The organism is Pseudomonas sp. B21-040 (assembly GCF_024748695.1).
Lineage (GTDB): Bacteria > Pseudomonadota > Gammaproteobacteria > Pseudomonadales > Pseudomonadaceae > Aquipseudomonas.
This window is the reverse complement of sequence record NZ_CP087176.1, coordinates 2,631,307-2,647,267: the sequence shown is the minus strand read 5'-3', so window position 1 is coordinate 2,647,267 and position 15,961 is coordinate 2,631,307. Positions and strand designations below refer to the sequence as shown.

At 62.0% G+C, this 15,961-nt stretch carries 11 protein-coding genes; 2 read left to right on the top strand and 9 right to left on the bottom strand.

Annotated elements, in window-relative coordinates; genetic code table 11:
* Positions 1 to 230: 230 nt before the first annotated feature.
* From LOY55_RS12140 to LOY55_RS12130, 3 genes are read right to left on the bottom strand one after another with little or no spacing between them, the layout of a single operon-like run.
* Entirely contained in the window at positions 231 to 1,298 is a 1,068-nt protein-coding gene (locus tag LOY55_RS12140) for a lipocalin-like domain-containing protein (RefSeq protein WP_223524491.1), read from the bottom strand.
* Positions 1,288 to 3,759, bottom strand: coding sequence for an FtsX-like permease family protein (locus tag LOY55_RS12135; RefSeq protein WP_223524488.1), 2,472 nt, complete (start codon positions 3,757 to 3,759; stop codon positions 1,288 to 1,290). The genes LOY55_RS12140 and LOY55_RS12135 overlap by 11 nt, the downstream gene beginning before the upstream one ends.
* A 1-nt stretch (position 3,760) precedes the next feature.
* A complete protein-coding gene (locus tag LOY55_RS12130) occupies positions 3,761 to 4,429 on the bottom strand; it encodes an ABC transporter ATP-binding protein (RefSeq protein WP_223524485.1) in 669 nt (222 codons plus the stop codon).
* 138 nt (positions 4,430 to 4,567) lie between these two features.
* On the opposite strand from LOY55_RS12130, the gene LOY55_RS12125 reads away from it, so the two are divergent.
* A complete protein-coding gene (locus tag LOY55_RS12125) occupies positions 4,568 to 6,541 on the top strand; it encodes an alkyl/aryl-sulfatase (protein ID WP_223524482.1) in 1,974 nt (657 codons plus the stop codon).
* 94 nt (positions 6,542 to 6,635) lie between these two features.
* On the opposite strand, the gene LOY55_RS12120 is transcribed toward LOY55_RS12125, so the two are convergent.
* From LOY55_RS12120 to LOY55_RS12100, 5 genes are all read right to left on the bottom strand, one after another.
* Positions 6,636 to 8,021: a DUF1254 domain-containing protein gene (locus LOY55_RS12120; protein ID WP_223524478.1), complete on the bottom strand. Its 1,386-nt coding sequence runs from the start codon at positions 8,019 to 8,021 to the stop codon at positions 6,636 to 6,638.
* Positions 8,018 to 9,367 (bottom strand): DUF1254 domain-containing protein, encoded by a 1,350-nt coding sequence (locus tag LOY55_RS12115; protein WP_223524475.1) that lies wholly within the window; start codon positions 9,365 to 9,367, stop codon positions 8,018 to 8,020. Before LOY55_RS12115 ends, LOY55_RS12120 begins: the two co-directional genes overlap by 4 nt.
* A 153-nt stretch (positions 9,368 to 9,520) precedes the next feature.
* Entirely contained in the window at positions 9,521 to 10,858 is a 1,338-nt protein-coding gene (locus LOY55_RS12110; protein WP_223524473.1) for a DUF1329 domain-containing protein, read from the bottom strand.
* An 11-nt stretch (positions 10,859 to 10,869) separates the two neighbouring features.
* The gene (locus tag LOY55_RS12105; RefSeq protein ID WP_223524470.1) at positions 10,870 to 12,696 is read right to left on the bottom strand and encodes a DUF1302 domain-containing protein; all 1,827 of its coding nucleotides are present in this window, start codon (positions 12,694 to 12,696) and stop codon (positions 10,870 to 10,872) included.
* Positions 12,697 to 13,043: 347 nt separating this feature from the next.
* Positions 13,044 to 13,883, bottom strand: coding sequence for an AraC family transcriptional regulator (locus tag LOY55_RS12100; RefSeq protein WP_223524468.1), 840 nt, complete (start codon positions 13,881 to 13,883; stop codon positions 13,044 to 13,046).
* Between the two features lie 94 nt (positions 13,884 to 13,977).
* Between LOY55_RS12100 and LOY55_RS12095 the strand changes: the two genes are divergently transcribed.
* Complete coding sequence (locus tag LOY55_RS12095; protein ID WP_258667999.1) at positions 13,978 to 14,904, top strand: LysR family transcriptional regulator; 927 nt, start codon at positions 13,978 to 13,980, stop codon at positions 14,902 to 14,904.
* Between the two features lie 125 nt (positions 14,905 to 15,029).
* Here LOY55_RS12095 and LOY55_RS12090 read toward each other — a convergent pair whose 3' ends face one another.
* Complete coding sequence (locus LOY55_RS12090) at positions 15,030 to 15,947, bottom strand: LysR family transcriptional regulator (protein ID WP_223524158.1); 918 nt, start codon at positions 15,945 to 15,947, stop codon at positions 15,030 to 15,032.
* Positions 15,948 to 15,961: the final 14 nt, after the last annotated feature.

The window sequence follows — 15,961 nt, the reverse complement described above, 5'->3', positions numbered from 1 at the left end:
AGGCGATACATTCCTTGGTAATAAATGACAACAGACCGCTCTGGCTCAGGCGCCGACGCGATCCGTGCCCATGAGCATAGACGCAGTTCAAGGAGTGTTCGAAGTTTCTTCTGCGAGGTATTCACCACCGTCGGTGCTATTGGCGCTTTCCTTGCGCCAGGTCAAGGGAGTGGCACGCAGCGCGTCGTGAACATGCTCGACTTAGCCCGCGATCTACCGAAAGCTGCGACTCAATACCCGGTCATTTCCAGATAGCCTTGCCCCGCGTGGCTGCCACTCAGTTGCACCGGCCCTTCCCAATAGGGAATGCGCAAATCCATCCAGGCGTTTGGATTAAGGGCGTTGAGGGTGAGGTCGAGGTGTTTGCCGGGTATTTTGATCGACCAGCGCACAGGCATCGAACGGCCAGCGACGTTGGCGGTGTCTTGCGGTGTGAGGCGGATGTCGTCGGCGTGCAATGGCTGCGTCTGCCCCTGAGCGTCGATCCAGGTGCCAGTGAGGTACGGCGCGCCTTCCTTGTTGCGCATGCGATAAAGCATCACCTGCTCACCGCTGTCCAGGTGCAGCGAGAACCAGTCCCAACCGGTCTGATTGGCGGTCAGCGGCTGGCTGCTCCATTCGCGGTCGAGCCAGGCCGGGCCGCTGACTTGATAGGTGTTGCCATCGATTTCCAGCGTGCCGCTGGCCTGGAAAAACGGTTGGCTGTAGTAGTACGACGCCTGGCCCTGTTCGGATTTCTGGCTGAAGCCTTTGTCGCCCTGAAGCACCAGCGGACGGCTGGACGTCAGGCGAAGTTGATAGCCGAAATCCTTGTCCCGGGCACTGAGTTGAAGATCCGCTAAAGGATCAGAACGTTGACTGCTGAAACGCCAGTCATCAATCCAGGCATCAAAAGGAGCCACGCTCACACCTGCCTGCCCCACACCGCCACGGGCATAGCGTTCGGCAGCATGATGCACCGTCGCCGACGTCACGGCGGCGTGCCCCAGCCAGATTGTCTGATTACCCCACCCCGCCACCTCGGGCATTGCTTTCAAGGCGCTGCGAAACAGTGTCCATTGCACGCCAAACTCGCGGCCCTGCTCGTCCCTGAGATTGGCGGTGACGTACCACCACTCGATGCGAAAGCCGTCATGTGGCCCATGATCTTCCGGGAAGTTGAACACCCGACCGGGCACCACCGGGGTAAAAGCCGCCGCCTCGCCGCCCATACCCGCGAAGCCTTTTTCATCCGGCGCCGGGTGATCGCAGCCGCTCAACAGAAGCACCAGCAACACCACGCCGAGGTTAATCCTCATGAGCAAACGTCCTCAGCAGGTCCGCCGGTTGCGTGCGGTACAGCGAGTACAGCGGCCACGCCGACGCCAGTAATGTTGCGATCAAGGCCAGCCCCATCAACTGCATCAGTTGCAGCGGAAAAACCCGCAACGGCAGGCGCCAACCGAACGCCTGAACGTTGATCACCGCGTCCAGGCACCACGCCAGCGCGATCCCCAGCGGTAACGCCAGCACCAGCGTCAACAGCGCCAGCAACCAGGTTTGCCCGAGGTTGAGCAGCATCAATTGCCGACGCGTCACGCCCAGCGCCCACAACGGCGCCAGTTGCCCGAGACGGCTTTGGCTTTGGGTCAGCAGGCTGATAAACAGCGCCACGCCCGCCACGCAGAGGGTCAGGCTGTTGAGTGCGGCGGTGGCGGCGAAGGTGCGTTCGAACACTTGCGTCGACCAGCCCTTTAGCCGCGCCTGGTCGACGATACGGCTGTCGTCCAGCGCGAAGTGTGCCTGTAACGCGGTGATGAACGGGGGGATCGATTCCGGCTCGATACGCAGATTAAAGCGGTTGGGGGCTTGCTGTGGCCAGCCCCGCAGCAGATGGCTGACATTGACCAGCAGATGGCCCTTGGGATTGCCGTAATCGGCGTAGATTCCGACGATGCGCGGCGACCACGAACCGTTCGGCGTGGGAATCGTCAGGTGATCGCCGAGCCGCACCTTCAGACGTCGGGCCAGTTGTTCGCTGAGCATCAGCGTGTCGTCCCTGGCCAGTTGCTCCCATGGGTTATCGCCCAAGGCCTCCAGCAACGGCCAGTGCTGGCGATAGGTCGGGTGATCGATCACGCCAAAAATATCCGCCGGCCAGCCTTGCAACTGGATCGATACTTGCCAGCTAGGCAGTACCGCCGAGACGTGCGGTTGCTGTTTGAGCCACGTGTGCAGCTCGCGAGACTGCGCCGGGTTTTGCGGATTGATGTACAACTCGGCCGTCAGGCGTTGTTCGAGCCAGTTGCTGAAGGTCTGGCGAAAACCGGCGGTCATGCTGCCGGCACCGATATTCGCCGCGAGTGCCAACAGCAGCGCCATCAACGCCAGGCTCAGGGCCGGTAATTGCTGCCGGCAATCGGCGATAAACCATTGGCCAAGCACTGAATGACTGCGCGGCAATACCAGGTTGAGCGCGGCATTGAGCACCACCGGCAGCGCCAGCGCGGCGCCGAGCAACAGCGCCGCCATCAGTACAAAGCCACTGGCCAGGCTGTCGCCCCAGATCAAGGCGCTGAGCGCAATCACGGCCGCCATCGCTGCCACCCAGCCCTGGCGCCGCAACCAGCGCGCATGAGCCAGATGCCAGGCTTGAGGATCGGCCAGCGCCAGCAGTGGCAAACGCGCCGCTCGCAGCAGACTGTTGGCGCCGGCCAGCAACGCACCGAGCACACTCAGGCCGACTCCGCTGAGCCACCACCACGGGCTGAGGCTCAACTGCCCCGCCACTTCGGCGCCGTACAAACCGCGCAGGCTGGCGGCGACGTCCGGTAACAGCACGCTGGCCAACAGGTAGCCGCTGACCACACCGGCGAGTCCGCCGATCAGCGCCAGAGCGCCGAGCTCAACCACCAGGCACGCGATGAGCATTCGGGCACTGACGCCACAGGCACGCAAGGTCCTGAGCAGTCCCCGGCGTTGTTCCAGCGCCAGGCCGATGGCCGCGTGAACAATGAACAAACCGACCACGAATGACAGAAACCCCAGCGCATCAAGGTTCAGGTGAAAGCTTTCGGTCAAGCGCGCGAGATTGTTCTCCTCGCCACGGGTCTTGAGCTGGAGTTGGCCCTTGAATGCGTCAGGTATCGAGGCGCTGAACCCCTTGGGCAACAACAGTCGTGACAGTTGATCCGGCAGGCCCAGAATCTGCTGGGCGAAACCAATATCGACCAGCAAAACACCGGGGGCCATGTCGGTTTCAACGCGCAGCGGCGGCAATGCCATGCCATTCGCACTTATCGGCCGTTCGCCTTCGTGCAGCCCCAATGCCTGCAAGGTCTGCGGTGAAATCCAGGTACTGCCCGGCGCACTGAAAAACTCGACAATCCGCTCAATCGGTAACGCTTGCCCCGCCACCGATGAACCGGAGGGCAGCGACACCGGCTCGATGCCCATCAGTTGCAAGCGCTGGTCTTCATGGCCCTTGAGCGTCACTCGGCCTTGCAGCACCGGCGACACCGGCCAGCCTGAACGACGCAGTTCGACAAACAGCCCTTGAGAAAACGTTCCACCATCGGGCCCGCTGAGGCTGGCCTGTGGTTCGCCGCCGATTAACTGACTGGCCCGGGCATAGCTTTCCCGCGCCTGGCTGTTCAATGCCTGTACGCCCGTGAGCAAACCGGTGGCGAGCCAGAGCCCGGTCAGCACGCTGAAAAATTGCACCGGATGCTGCCGCCAATGGCTGAGCAGCGCCCGTAGCGTCTCGCGAAAAACCCGCACCTCAGCGTTCGTCCGTGCCAGCCAGACGACCACCGTGCAACACCACCTTTTCCGCGAGCCGCGCAGCCACCCGTGGGCTGTGCGTGACCATTAACAACGTGGTGGGTGTGTCGTCGAGCAATTCCAGCAGCAACTTCAGCACCTCGTCACTGGTGGCTTCATCGAGGCTGCCAGTGGGTTCGTCGGCCAGCAGCAATGCGGGTTTCGACGCCAACGCGCGCCCCAGGGCGACACGCTGCTGTTGCCCGCCGGACAGTTGCTCGGGATAGCGGCGCAACAAATCGTTCAAGCCCAAGCGCTGCACCAGATGCGCCTGCCAGCGCGGGTCGTGCCGCCCCGCCAGCCGCGCCTGAAACGCCAGGTTGTCTTCGACGCGCAAGCTGCCGATCAGGTTGAACTGCTGGAACACCAGGCCGATTTCAGTGCGCCGCCAGTTGGCCAGTTGGCCTTCACTCATCTGCTCCAGACGATGTTCACCGCTGCGGATGCTGCCCTGATCGACCTTGTCCAGGCCGGCAATCAAGTGCAGCAAGGTGCTTTTGCCGCTGCCCGATTCACCCATCAGCGCCAGGCTGCCGCCGGGTTTGAGGGTCAGGTCGACGCCTTGCAACACCGGCAACGGACCTTGTGGGGTGGCGTAGCTTTTGTAGACGCCTTGGACCTGAAGCATGGGCGAACCTGTTTGATCAACGTGAAGCAAGGATAGCGGCCCTGCATGTTTTTTGTCCGGTGCCGATTGCTGCCCTTCCCGCCTGCCCACTTACCCTCGGAGGCTGGTCTGACCATAACCATAAAAAACGGAGACACCATGCCTCGTTTCACTTTAAGCCCTCGTGGCCTGTTGGCCTGCCTGATTACTGCTTGCCTGGCGCAATCGGTGGCCGCCGCCGATGAACCGGTCGCCGCCAGCGCACAAACCGCGGCCAACAATGCGGCGGTCCTGCAACAACTGCCCTTTAGCGACCGCACCGATTACGAGTCGGTCAGCAAGGGCTTGATCGCACCTTTCAAGGGCCAGATCAAGGAGGCGGCCGGCAAGGTCATCTGGGATGTACAAGCCTATGACTTCCTGGCCAAGGACAAAAACCCGGACTCGATCAACCCCAGCCTCTGGCGCCTGGCGCAACTCAGTGCCCATGCCGGGCTGTTCGAAGTCAGCCCAAGGTTGTATCAGGTGCGCGGCCTCGACCTGGCCAACATGACCATCATTGAAGGTGACGACGGGCTGATCATCATCGACCCGCTGACCGTCACCGAAACCGCGAAAGCGGCGCTGGAGCTGTACTACCAGAACCGCCCACGCAAACCGGTGGTCGCAGTGATTTATAGCCACACCCACGTCGACCACTTCGGTGGTGTGCGCGGCGTGGTCGATGAGGCCGACGTCAAGGCGGGCAAGGTCAAGGTGTTCGCCCCCGTCGGGTTCATGGAACACGTGATGAGCGAAAACGTGTTCGCCGGCAACGCGATGAGCCGCCGGGCGCAGTATCAGTTCGGCAGCCTGTTGCCCCGTGGTGAGCGTGGTCAGGTCGACGCGGGCCTGGGCAAGAGCTCGCCGAGCGGCGGCACGGTCACCCTGATCCCGCCCACCGACTTGATCGAAAAAGAGCTGGAGACCCGCACCATCGCGGGCCTGGACGTGGAGTTCCAACTGACGCCGGGCACCGAAGCGCCGGCGGAAATGAACCTGTACCTGCCGCAACTGCGGGCCTTGTGCATGGCGGAAAACGCAACGCAGATGATGCACAACATCCTCACCCCACGTGGCGCACAAGTGCGTGACGCCAAGGCCTGGGCGCAATACCTGGACAGCAGCCTGGCGCGCTACGGTGACAAGAGCGACGTGTTATTCGCCCAGCACAACTGGCCGACCTGGGGTGGCGAGCGGATCCGCACGTTCCTGGCCGATCAGCGTGACATGTATGCCTTCCTCAACGACCGCACCCTGCATCTGTTGAACCAGGGGCTGACACCGCTGGAAGTCGCCGACGCCATCAAGAAATTGCCGGGCACTCTGGACCAGAAATGGTACACCCGGGGTTACTACGGCTCGCTGAGTTTCAACGTGCGGGCGGTGTATCAGCGCTACCTGGGTTTCTACGACGGTAATCCGGCCAATCTCAATCCATTGCCGCCGGTGGAAACCGCCAAACGCAGTGTCGAGGCCATGGGTGGCCAAGCGGCGGTGCTGGAGAAAATGCACGCGGCGATGGCCAAGGGTGATTACCGCTGGGCCGCGCAATTGGGCAACCAGTTGCTGTTCGCCGACCCGGAGAACCCGGACGCCCGCAAGGCTCAGGCCGAGACACTGGAACAGATGGGTTATCAAAGCGAAAACGCCACGTGGCGCAACATGTACCTGACCGGCGCCATGGAACTGCGCAACGGTGTACCAGCGCACGCCGGTAGCTCGGTGTCGGGGGACATGGTGCGAGCGATGAGCCCTGACATGTTCTTCGATTTCCTGGCCATTCGCCTCGACAGCGACAAAGCCGTGGGCCACGACATGACCCTGAACTGGACGTTCGAAGACCAGAACAAGGACTTCACCCTGACCCTGCGCAATGGCGTACTGACCCACCGCGCCGGGCTCAACCCTCAGGCCGATGCCGGTGTGAGCATGAGCAAGGCAACACTGGAGCAGATCAGCCTCAAGCAACTGGACTTCCCGACGGCGATTCAGAAGGGGTTGATCAAGTTGCAGGGGAACGGGAAGAAGATTGGGGAGCTGATGGGCAGCCTGGATAGCTTCAGTCCGCAGTTCAATATCGTGACGCCTTAAACCGCGGCGCGCCCTTCGCGGGCAAGCCCGCTCCCACAGTGGAATGCATTTCAACCTGTGGGAGCGGGCTTGCCCGCGATGGCGGTCTATCGGTTTACACAGGAACCACTTCAACCGCCGGCATCTTCCATCGCTGTTCGATCACCTGCTGTTGCGGCCCGTATAGCCGCAGCACCAGCGTAAACGCCCCGCTCGCCGGCGTCGGCAGCCAGTTGCTCTGGACTTGGGGTGCCGAAGGCTGCATCAGCAACGTCAACCCGCCGTCCGCATCCGCCAGCAACGAATCGCGGCTGCTCAGGCAGTAACGATCAATCGGGTTGGCGACCAATTGCCGGTCCGGCAAGTCATACAAGGTCAACGACCAGAACTCGCTGGCCGGCGGCAATTGCCCCGGCGCAAAACGCAGTCGATATTGACGCCCGCCCTGTAAGGGTTGCCCCTGATTGTCCTGACGACTGCCGGTGTAGAACGCCTCTTCGACACTGTTGCCGTAGATGCCGACGTGCGCCGCGACCGCGCGGTTGAGGTAATTGCCTTGCAGCGCTTCGCGGGTGCCAAACAGGCCCAGCGTAGTGCGCACCTGGCTCACCGCGGTTTGCAATTGCGCCTGGGCATCGGCGATTCCGGCGATTAACGCCTGACGGGTTTCCACCGATACCCCATCAACATCGAACGCCTGGCCCGGCACGATGCCGATGCGGGCGAAACGGGCACATAATGCCCGCTCGGACGGTTGAGTCGGGCACAGGGTGAGGAGCTGATTCAATACGGCAATGAACGAGGGCCCCAATCCGCTTTTACTGTCCCACGCCGGCCAGTCAATTGCGGGCGCCGCGATCGGTGCAGCGCTGGCGGTGTATTCATGCAGGGCACGCAAACGGTATTGCTGCTGCAACGCGCGCACGGCCGGCAAGTCTTCAGCGTTTTTCAGGCCGGTGCGTCCCAGCACCATGACGATCTCGGTCTCGCTGCGCAGCACGGCTTTGATTCCGGGTGGCGTCGGCCCTTGCCAGTCAGGCCCGGCGATCAGGTAATCCCCCGCCTCGCGACCGGTGCTGAGCACGCCGACGTAAGCAAAATTGTGCGTGTATTGGTCCACCAACTGGTGCACGTAGTAGCGGTCCTCGTCGACCGCCGGCACGCTCAGCACCTGCGGTTCGCTGCGCAAATCGAGCCAGGCCCAGGAGTACGGCGTGTCGTTGTTCGGGGTGACGATTTCGCGGTTCTTCGGGGTGTACAACTCGCTGTAGTGACGAAAGCGATTGAAGCCGCCGACGTATTCCGGCGCGGCGGGATTGAGCAGCTGTTTTTCCAGGGTCTGGTAATGCATGAGCATCGGATAGGCGTAGATCCACGCCTCCTGCGCGATGGCTCGAAGGTCATCGGATTCTGCGGCCAACAACCAGCGTGGAAACACCAGACTGCCGCCCAGCACACCCATGCTGCCCAGCATGCGGCGGCGACTGAACATCATATTCATGGCTCAACCCTCGCAATCGTCGGCAGCTGATAACTGCCATCCAGCGCACCGGCCTTGGGCAGGTACAAACGCAACAACACATTGAACGGCCCCTCGGGTGTCGGCAGCCAGTTGCCCTGCTGTGCGGCGGTCGGCGCATCGGGTTGCAGCATCAAGGTCAAGCCACCGTCGGCGTCATAGTGCAAATCAGGGCTGCGATCACCCAGGGCGTAACGCTGGATCGAATTGGCGGCGAGCAACTGGGTCTTGCCGTCGTAGAGGGTCAACGACCAGAAGGCATTCACGGGCGGCAATTGCCCGGCGGGGAAATGCAGGCGATAGGTTTTACGCCCATCCAGCGTCTGGCCCTGCGCATCGTGCAAGGCCATCGGGTAAATCGCTTCCACCGGATCATTGGCGTAGATATAGCGCCAAGCGACCGCCGCGCGGGTCAGGTCGTCATCACCAAACTTGCCGACATTGGTTGGCGAACGAAACCAGCCTTGTTGCTCCACCGAGACCTGGCTCGACGCCAACCGGACGTGTTCGCGCCCAGCCTCGGCACCCTGGGCAATCGCTTCGCTCAGCGCTGCCGGCGGTTCGAACGCGGCACCGGGCTTCACGCCAATGGCCGCGAAGCGTTCAAGTTTCGAACGCTCGGTTGGCGTCCATTCATGCAGCGGCGCCAAGGTATTGAAGGTGGCGAACAATGTCTGGGCCGGGCCTTGCTTGGTGTCTTGATAGGCAGGCAATTGCAACGGAGCCAACGCTGCCGGCGCTACCCCGCCGGTCACCTTGGACAACGGCGTCAGGGCGTAGTCCGTCATCACGTTCGCTGCGTCTTTCAAGTCCGCCTCACCCTTGACCTCGGTGCGCCCGAGCAAGAACACCAGGCGACTCGGCGAGCGAATCACACCCCTGAAACCGCTCGGTGTTTCTCCGTGCCAATCCGGCCCGGCAATCAGGTAACGCCCAGCGGTGTTGCCGGTGGCGCGAGTGCCGATGTAATCGAGGTTGTCGGTGCGCATGTCGACGAGCTGGAAACTGTAGTAGCGCCCTTCCACGGCCGGAACGTCCAGCACCATGGGCTCGCCACGCAGGTCGAGCACAGCGCGTGAATAGAACGTGTCGTTGTTGGGCGACACCACTTTGTTGTCTTGCGGGCCGAGCAATCGCGGCTCGCTGTACAGCCGGTTGAATGGCAATCTGGCGGCGATGGCGCTGAGCACTTTGTCGTGCTCGACGGTGGCGTAGGCGAAGACGTAAGCCTCTTGCGCCAGCGCCTTGGCTTGCGGCTGATCGAGGGTTGTCGCATGAGCGCTGCCCAGGCTTGCGCCCAGGGCCAGAGCGGATATCCAGTAGCGCACGGTTGATCTCCTGGTGGATGCAAACACTGAAATCCTGTGGGAGCGGGCTTGCCCGCGATGGCGGAGTGTCAGTCAACATAGCTGCTGAATCTGAAGACCTCATCGTGGGCAAGCCCACCCCCACAAGGACTTGCGGTGTGTGTGAGATACGATTTACTTCGCCCAGCGCCGCAGGTCCGACGGGGTGTAGTCATCGGTCTTGGCCGAGAAGCCGACGCGCATCGGTTCAGTCTCTTCGTTGGCCAGACCACCGGCGTAGTAGCGCCCGGAGATCAGGTCATAGGACGTTTCCAGCACGTTGTAGGTAAAGCCGTGGTCGTACTGCTGAATCGCGTGCAGTTCGCCGCTGCGCCACAGTTCGCCGCGACTGTCGTACTGGTCCGACTGAGCGATCTGCCAGCTGTCTTCGTCGACATAGAATCGGCGTTTGGCATAAATGTGCCGGGCACTGGGCTTGAGCGTGGCTTCCACCACCCACACCCGGTGTTTCTCGTAACGCGCCAGGTCCTGGTTGACGTGGTTGGGCTTGATCACTTCGTCGTACTTGAGGCTGTGGCTGCCGATTTTGTAGCTGTTGTACGGGATGAACAGCTCTTGTTTGCCGATCAGCTTCCAGTCAAAACGATCCGGTGCACCGTTGTAGCCGTCGATATTGTCGGCGGTGATCAGGCCGTTGCTGTAACGGGCGCTGTTGTCATAGGCGATCATCGGCGCACGGCGAACCCGGCGTTGACCCGGCAGGTATTGCCACGCAGAACGCGGCTCGGCAACCTGGTCGACCGGCTCGTGCACCAGCACCGCTTCGCCGGACAAACGCGCCGGTTCCAGCACGCGGCTCTTGAACATGAACAGGATGTTGGCGCCCGACTCCAACCCGCCGACGGTGTCGGCGAAGTTGATCAGCGACTGGTTGCGCACGTAACTGGTGGCGCCGTTTTCACGCACCAGCGCCGAGCTGCTGATGCGCTCGTAACTGCCGCCGCGATAACGGGTCATGTGGTTCCACATCACCTCAAGGCCTTCGGTAGGCAGCGGAAACGGAATGCCGTGCACATAGTCATGCAAGCCATTGCCGCCATCGGCCATGCTGGTTTTGGCGACGTTGTCGCGGCTCTGCGCCAACACTTCCTTGGGCAGGTTGGCGCTGCGATGACTCGGGTAGATGTTCATTTTGTAGCTGTCGGGAAAACGCTTGAACATCGCGATCTGCCCCGGGCTGAGAAACTTCTGATACTGCGCGACGTTTTTCGCGTCGATGGTGAACAACGGCTTCTCCGACGCATACGGATCGCTGTAGCCGCCCTTGCTGTCGACACTGCCGGCGTTGCTCGCCAGGCCGCCGGTCCAGGCCGGAATACTGCCGTCGGCATTGCCAGCCATTTCCGACCCCATGGGGGTCAGGGTTTTGCCCAGCGCGGCGGAATCAGTGCCTTTAGCCTGAGCCAGGCCGACGGTGCAGGCCAGCGCCAGCACGCACAATTGCATACGCATAACGGTTCTCCTTAGAAGTCTGCCTTGAAGCTGACGGATGCGAAATCGCGGTCGTCGAGGGTGCTGTAATCGTTGGAACCAAAGAAGGCGTTGTAGGCCAGTTCGACGCTGTAATCGTTCATGTAGACGCCGGTCAGGCTCACGCCCAACGCTTGCTGGCCTTCCTGGAACGGCCCTTGCGGATCGTAGGAATAACCGGAGATGTCTTGTCGCCAGTTGACCGCCGGAATCAGGTTGACGCCGGGCAGCACGTCGCTGTATTCGAGGCTGGCGCGCAGGCGATAACCCCACGACCACTCGGTGGCAAACCCTTTGTCGGTGCAGTACTGGTTGGTGACGCCCGAAGCCACGGTGTTGCACAGCGTGCCGTTGCGCGGCGCACTGCGGCCAAACGCAGAGTTGCGGCCCAGACGTTCGTCACCCAGGTCGTCGATGTGCACCACACCAGCCTCACCGAACAGGCTCAGGCGCGTAGCGCCCAGCACGTTGTCGATGGCCTGGGTGGCCGAGCCGGTCATCTGCCAGACGCCTTTGCGCACCCAACCGTCGTAGCGACTGCCATTGGTCGTGCTGAAGCCCGGTGGCAGGTCTACCCACGAACTGCCGCCTGGTCCGGAGATCACCGCAACGTTGATGTCCGGTGCGTTGATCGCCAGTGGCATGTTCGGCCGATAGCTCAGTTCACCGGCCAGGGAAATACCGGTGTAGGGCTCGACGCCGTTGAGGCTGATGCCGTACAGGTGAATGTTTTCCGGAAACGCCGCCGCATAACTCGGCGCCTGGACGCCGCCGGGGAACGTACCGGGCAGGCTGGTGTTCTTCGCGTTGAGGGTGAAATACGGCAGCCGCGAGTGATAGTTGATGTAGTAAATCGCCGCTTCGGCATCGTTCAGCGAATGGATGATGTTGCGCAAGGCGAAGCCGAACTGACCGTTGTCGGACGGTGATTCATTACCTCGGGCTGTGGCGTACAACCCCGCGGCCTGCATTTGTTGATCGGTCTGCACCTGACTCAAATACAACGGCCCGCAACCAGGCTGGATGGCATCGCTGCTGGCGAAGAACGTGCCGCAACCGTCAAGTACGCTGGGCCGCCAGTTGTACTGGTAGAAACCTTCGAGGTTGAGGCTGTCCGTCAGGCCGAAGCTGAAGGAGACCATCTCCACCGGTAACTGGCCTTCCTTGATTTCCACACCGGGGCGGTTGAACGCCGAGATGTCCAGCGGGTTGATCACGTTGATGCCGTTCTGGATCAGCAACGCCTCGCCCCACGACAACACCTGGTTGCCAACCTTGACGTTCAACGGGTGGTCGGCCACCTGGAAATCTTTCCAGACGTAGGCGTCGAGCGTCTTGAAACCCTGGAACTTCGACAGGTCGTCCCAGCCCGAATCGTCGAAATCCTTGAAGCGGCCGTTACGGGTTTCGTAGGCGTGGTCGTACCAGTACTTGAAGCGAACGAACGCCCCCTGGCCCTGGCCATCGAGACTGAAATCGGTGAGGCCCTTGAAGACCTGCGAGATGGGGTCGCCCTTCTCGAAGTTCAGCCGGTTGTCGTCGGCACTGACGCTGGTGCCGTTGGCGCGCACGCCTTGGGCTTGCAGCGCGTTGGCGCGGGTCATCAGGCTTTTGTCGGGGTTTTGTGTCGACCAACTGCTGCCCAGGGTCAGGGTGGTTTTGGTCGACAGGCTCCAGTCCTCGTTGATCTCGTAACTGGTGGCCTGGGCCGGCCCGGTCAAGACAGCGAGGATCGCCAGCGCAAGCGGTTGCGGGCGGGTGTGGCCAAGCCTGTGAAGTCGCGGTCGGACTCCGGCTGTGGCCGAGCTTTTTCTTATCATTATTAGGCTCCGGTCAGATTTACTCAGCCCGGACACGGTGCCCAACAATCAGTGCCGACACGCAAGCGATGGCCGACAAAAAGTAATCATCACCGCCACTTCGACCTGTAGCAGCTAACGAGCAGCGCGAGGCTGCGTCCGGCTCTGTAGCAGCTGTCGAGCTCCAGCGAGGCTGCGTCCGGCTCTGTAGCAGCTGTCGAGCTCCAGCGAGGCTGCGTCCGGCTGCGAAGCGGTCGTGAGATCAGGCGGCGTGGTGTTTCAGTAAGACCGCGCGTGCCGGATTCACGACCGCTTCGCAGCCGGACGCAGCCTCGCTGGAGCTCGTCAGCTGCTACAGACCGGTGTGGTTACAAGGAGAGGCGAAACTGTTTGGGGGTGATACCGAACTGTTTGCGAAAGGCCCGGATGAAGTTACTCGGCTGGCGGTAACCAAGGCGTTCGGCGATTCGTTCGATGGGTTGATCACCGGCCGTCAGCCAATGCCGCGCCATGTCCAGGCTGTCGCTGCGGGTGGTGTGCGCGGCGGCGGTTTGCCAGTGCCTGAGCATGCTTTGATGCAAGAACGGATTGGCCCCCAGCAGCGGTTCGTCGAGGCTGGCCAAGGGCAATGTCAGGCACAGGTGCGGCCCCTCGTGCACGTCGATGCCGACGCTGCGTAACCACTGCCCCGCGGCCTGTTGCGGCGTGAGGCAGACCTCGACAAACACCTCGCCCGGCGCCCGTCCGACCCGTCGGGCGATGTTGCGCACCAGGGTCAACGCCGCGGCATCCAGACCGAAAAAATGCGGTTGCTGGTCCGTCGCGCGCAGGTGCAATCGGGCCTGCCCGTGCGCCTCTTCCAGTTCGGCCATCACGTAGTTGGTGACACGTGGCAGGAACTCGGTGAAACAGACCAGGCTGGCGCGCAGGGTCGTGGCGGAGTCCAGCAAAATGTTCAGCCCTTGCAGGCAATTGGTCGCCATCCCGTTGACCAGTTCACAGCCAAACGTCGCGCCCGCGCCCAGACGTTCACATTCACTCCAAAGCTTTTCGACGAGGTGCGCGGGAACCGGCAGCCCTTGCCCATCGTGGCACGACAAGTTGATGCCGGCCCGTTGCAGCAATTGCTCCCGGCACAAACCGGACTGTTGGGCGTGGCTGAGAATGGTGCGGGTAAAGGCGCTGGAAACGAACGGTTGATCAGGCATGGCAGGCTACGACGAGTAAACAGGGTTGTAGTTATGCCAGTGGTCGTGATATCGATCCAATGCATTAAAAGTATTCCAGGAATGCAGGAGACGCATGATGGACCTACGCCAGCTTCGCCACCTCGTGGCGCTCGCCGATTACCGTAATTTTGGCCGCGCCGCCGAGGCGATCAATCTCAGCCAACCGGCCTTCAGTCGCAGCATCCAGACCCTGGAGCGGGACCTCGGCTGTGCCCTGGTGGAACGCAGCAGCCGCGAGTTCCGCCTGACCGGCCAGGGCGAACTGGTGTTGCAACACGCCAGGCGCTTGCTCGCCGGCAGCCAGGCGCTGCACAACGAGCTGACTCAATACAACGGCCTGACGGGCGGCGAACTGCACTTCGGCTGCGGTCCTTACCCGGCGCAACTGTTGGTGCCTGAAGCGCTGGCGCAGTTCATCCAAGCGCACCCGGCGATTCGCACCAGCTTTCACCTGGGCGACTGGGAGCAACTGGCGCTGTGGCTGCGTGAACAGCAGATCGAATTTCTGGTGGCCGATTCGCGTTACTTCACCGGTGATCCGCAGTATCAGGTGCAACTGTTGCGGCCCCGTCGCGGGCGATTTTTTTGCCGCGTCGGCCACCCCTTGGCGACGGGTGAACGCCTGCCCCTTCGCGCCCTGCTCGACTACGCCGTGGTCGGCACCCGGATTCCGCCGATGATTCGCAAGATCCTCGCCGATGTGCAGGGCGAGCCGGACTTCAACCCCAGCGTCGAATGCGCGCAATTCGATGCGATTCGCCGGGTGGTCATGCACTCCGACGCCGTCGGCATCGCGACCATGGAAGCCCTCGATGAACTGGCCAGCCAGGGGCATATCCACTTGCTGACCTTTACCGACATCCCCAGAGATGACCCGGCCCTGCAGTTGCACTACGGCATCGTCAGCCGCCCCGGTCATTCTTTGACGCCGGCAGCGCTGGCGATGGTGGAAGCGATCCTGGCGGTGGACCAGCGATTGCTCGCGGTGGATCAGGTCTAACACCGCAAAACCTGTAGGAGCCGAGCTTGCTCGCGATGGCGGCATATCAGTCACATAGAGGCTGAATGTTATGGCCTCATCGCGAGCAAGCTCGGCTCCTACAGGGGTTCTGCGTTGCTTTTGAATCAGGCGCGACGCGCAAATGACTGCATCATCGCTCGCGGCTCACCCAAGGCGCGCAGCAGGCAATGCATTGCTTCTTCACGGCTGCGTTCAAAGCGGTAACGGCCCTCGATGTACAGCGCCAGCTTCAGTTCTACCGATTCGTCCAGCGGCAACGGCACCTGTTGAAGCCCGAGTACGCTGGCGACCCGGCTTGGCAGGCTCATGCCGAAGGGCTGCCGATCCGCGATCAGCTTGGCGGCCAATGTGCTTTGGGTGTTCACCGCAATCGTTCGGCGCAGTCCTTTCAAGCCCAGGTGCAAGTCCACCGGGCTGAGGCCGTCGCGGCGGCTGGAAATCTGAATCTGCGGTTGCTCAAGAAAGGCTTGCAGGGTGCGCGGCGGTTCCTTGAGCGCGGCGCCATAGGCAAACACGTAATGGTCGGCCGGCAACACCTGCTTGTGCAACCCGGCGAGCCCGGCCAGCGGTTGGTCGAGGTCGATGAGGATGTCGAGTTTGCCGCTGGCCAGCTCCTGCAAGGCATCGCGACGGCGCGGCTGGAAATAGCGCACCTGCCAGTCGGCCTGGGGGGATTCGAGCAAGGCATCGAGCAGCACCGGTTGCAGGCAATCCAGGCAGCTGATGCGTAACAACGGATTGTTCTGCCGCGCCGCCGGAATCATCCGCAAACCATCGCGCAATGATTCCAGGGCGGCGCGCACATAGTCCGCCAAACGGTGCGCGACCAGCGTCGGCGTCACGCCCAGACGGCTTTTGATGAACAGCGGATCGCCACACAATTCGCGCAGGCGGCGCAGCGCATTGCTCATGGCCGGTTGCGACAGGCACATCACTTCGGCGGCACGGGTGACGCTGCGTTGCTGGTAAATGGCATCGAAGGCGAGCAGCAAGTTCAGGTCGAGCTGGCGTAAATCAAGCATGGTCTTGCTCCGGC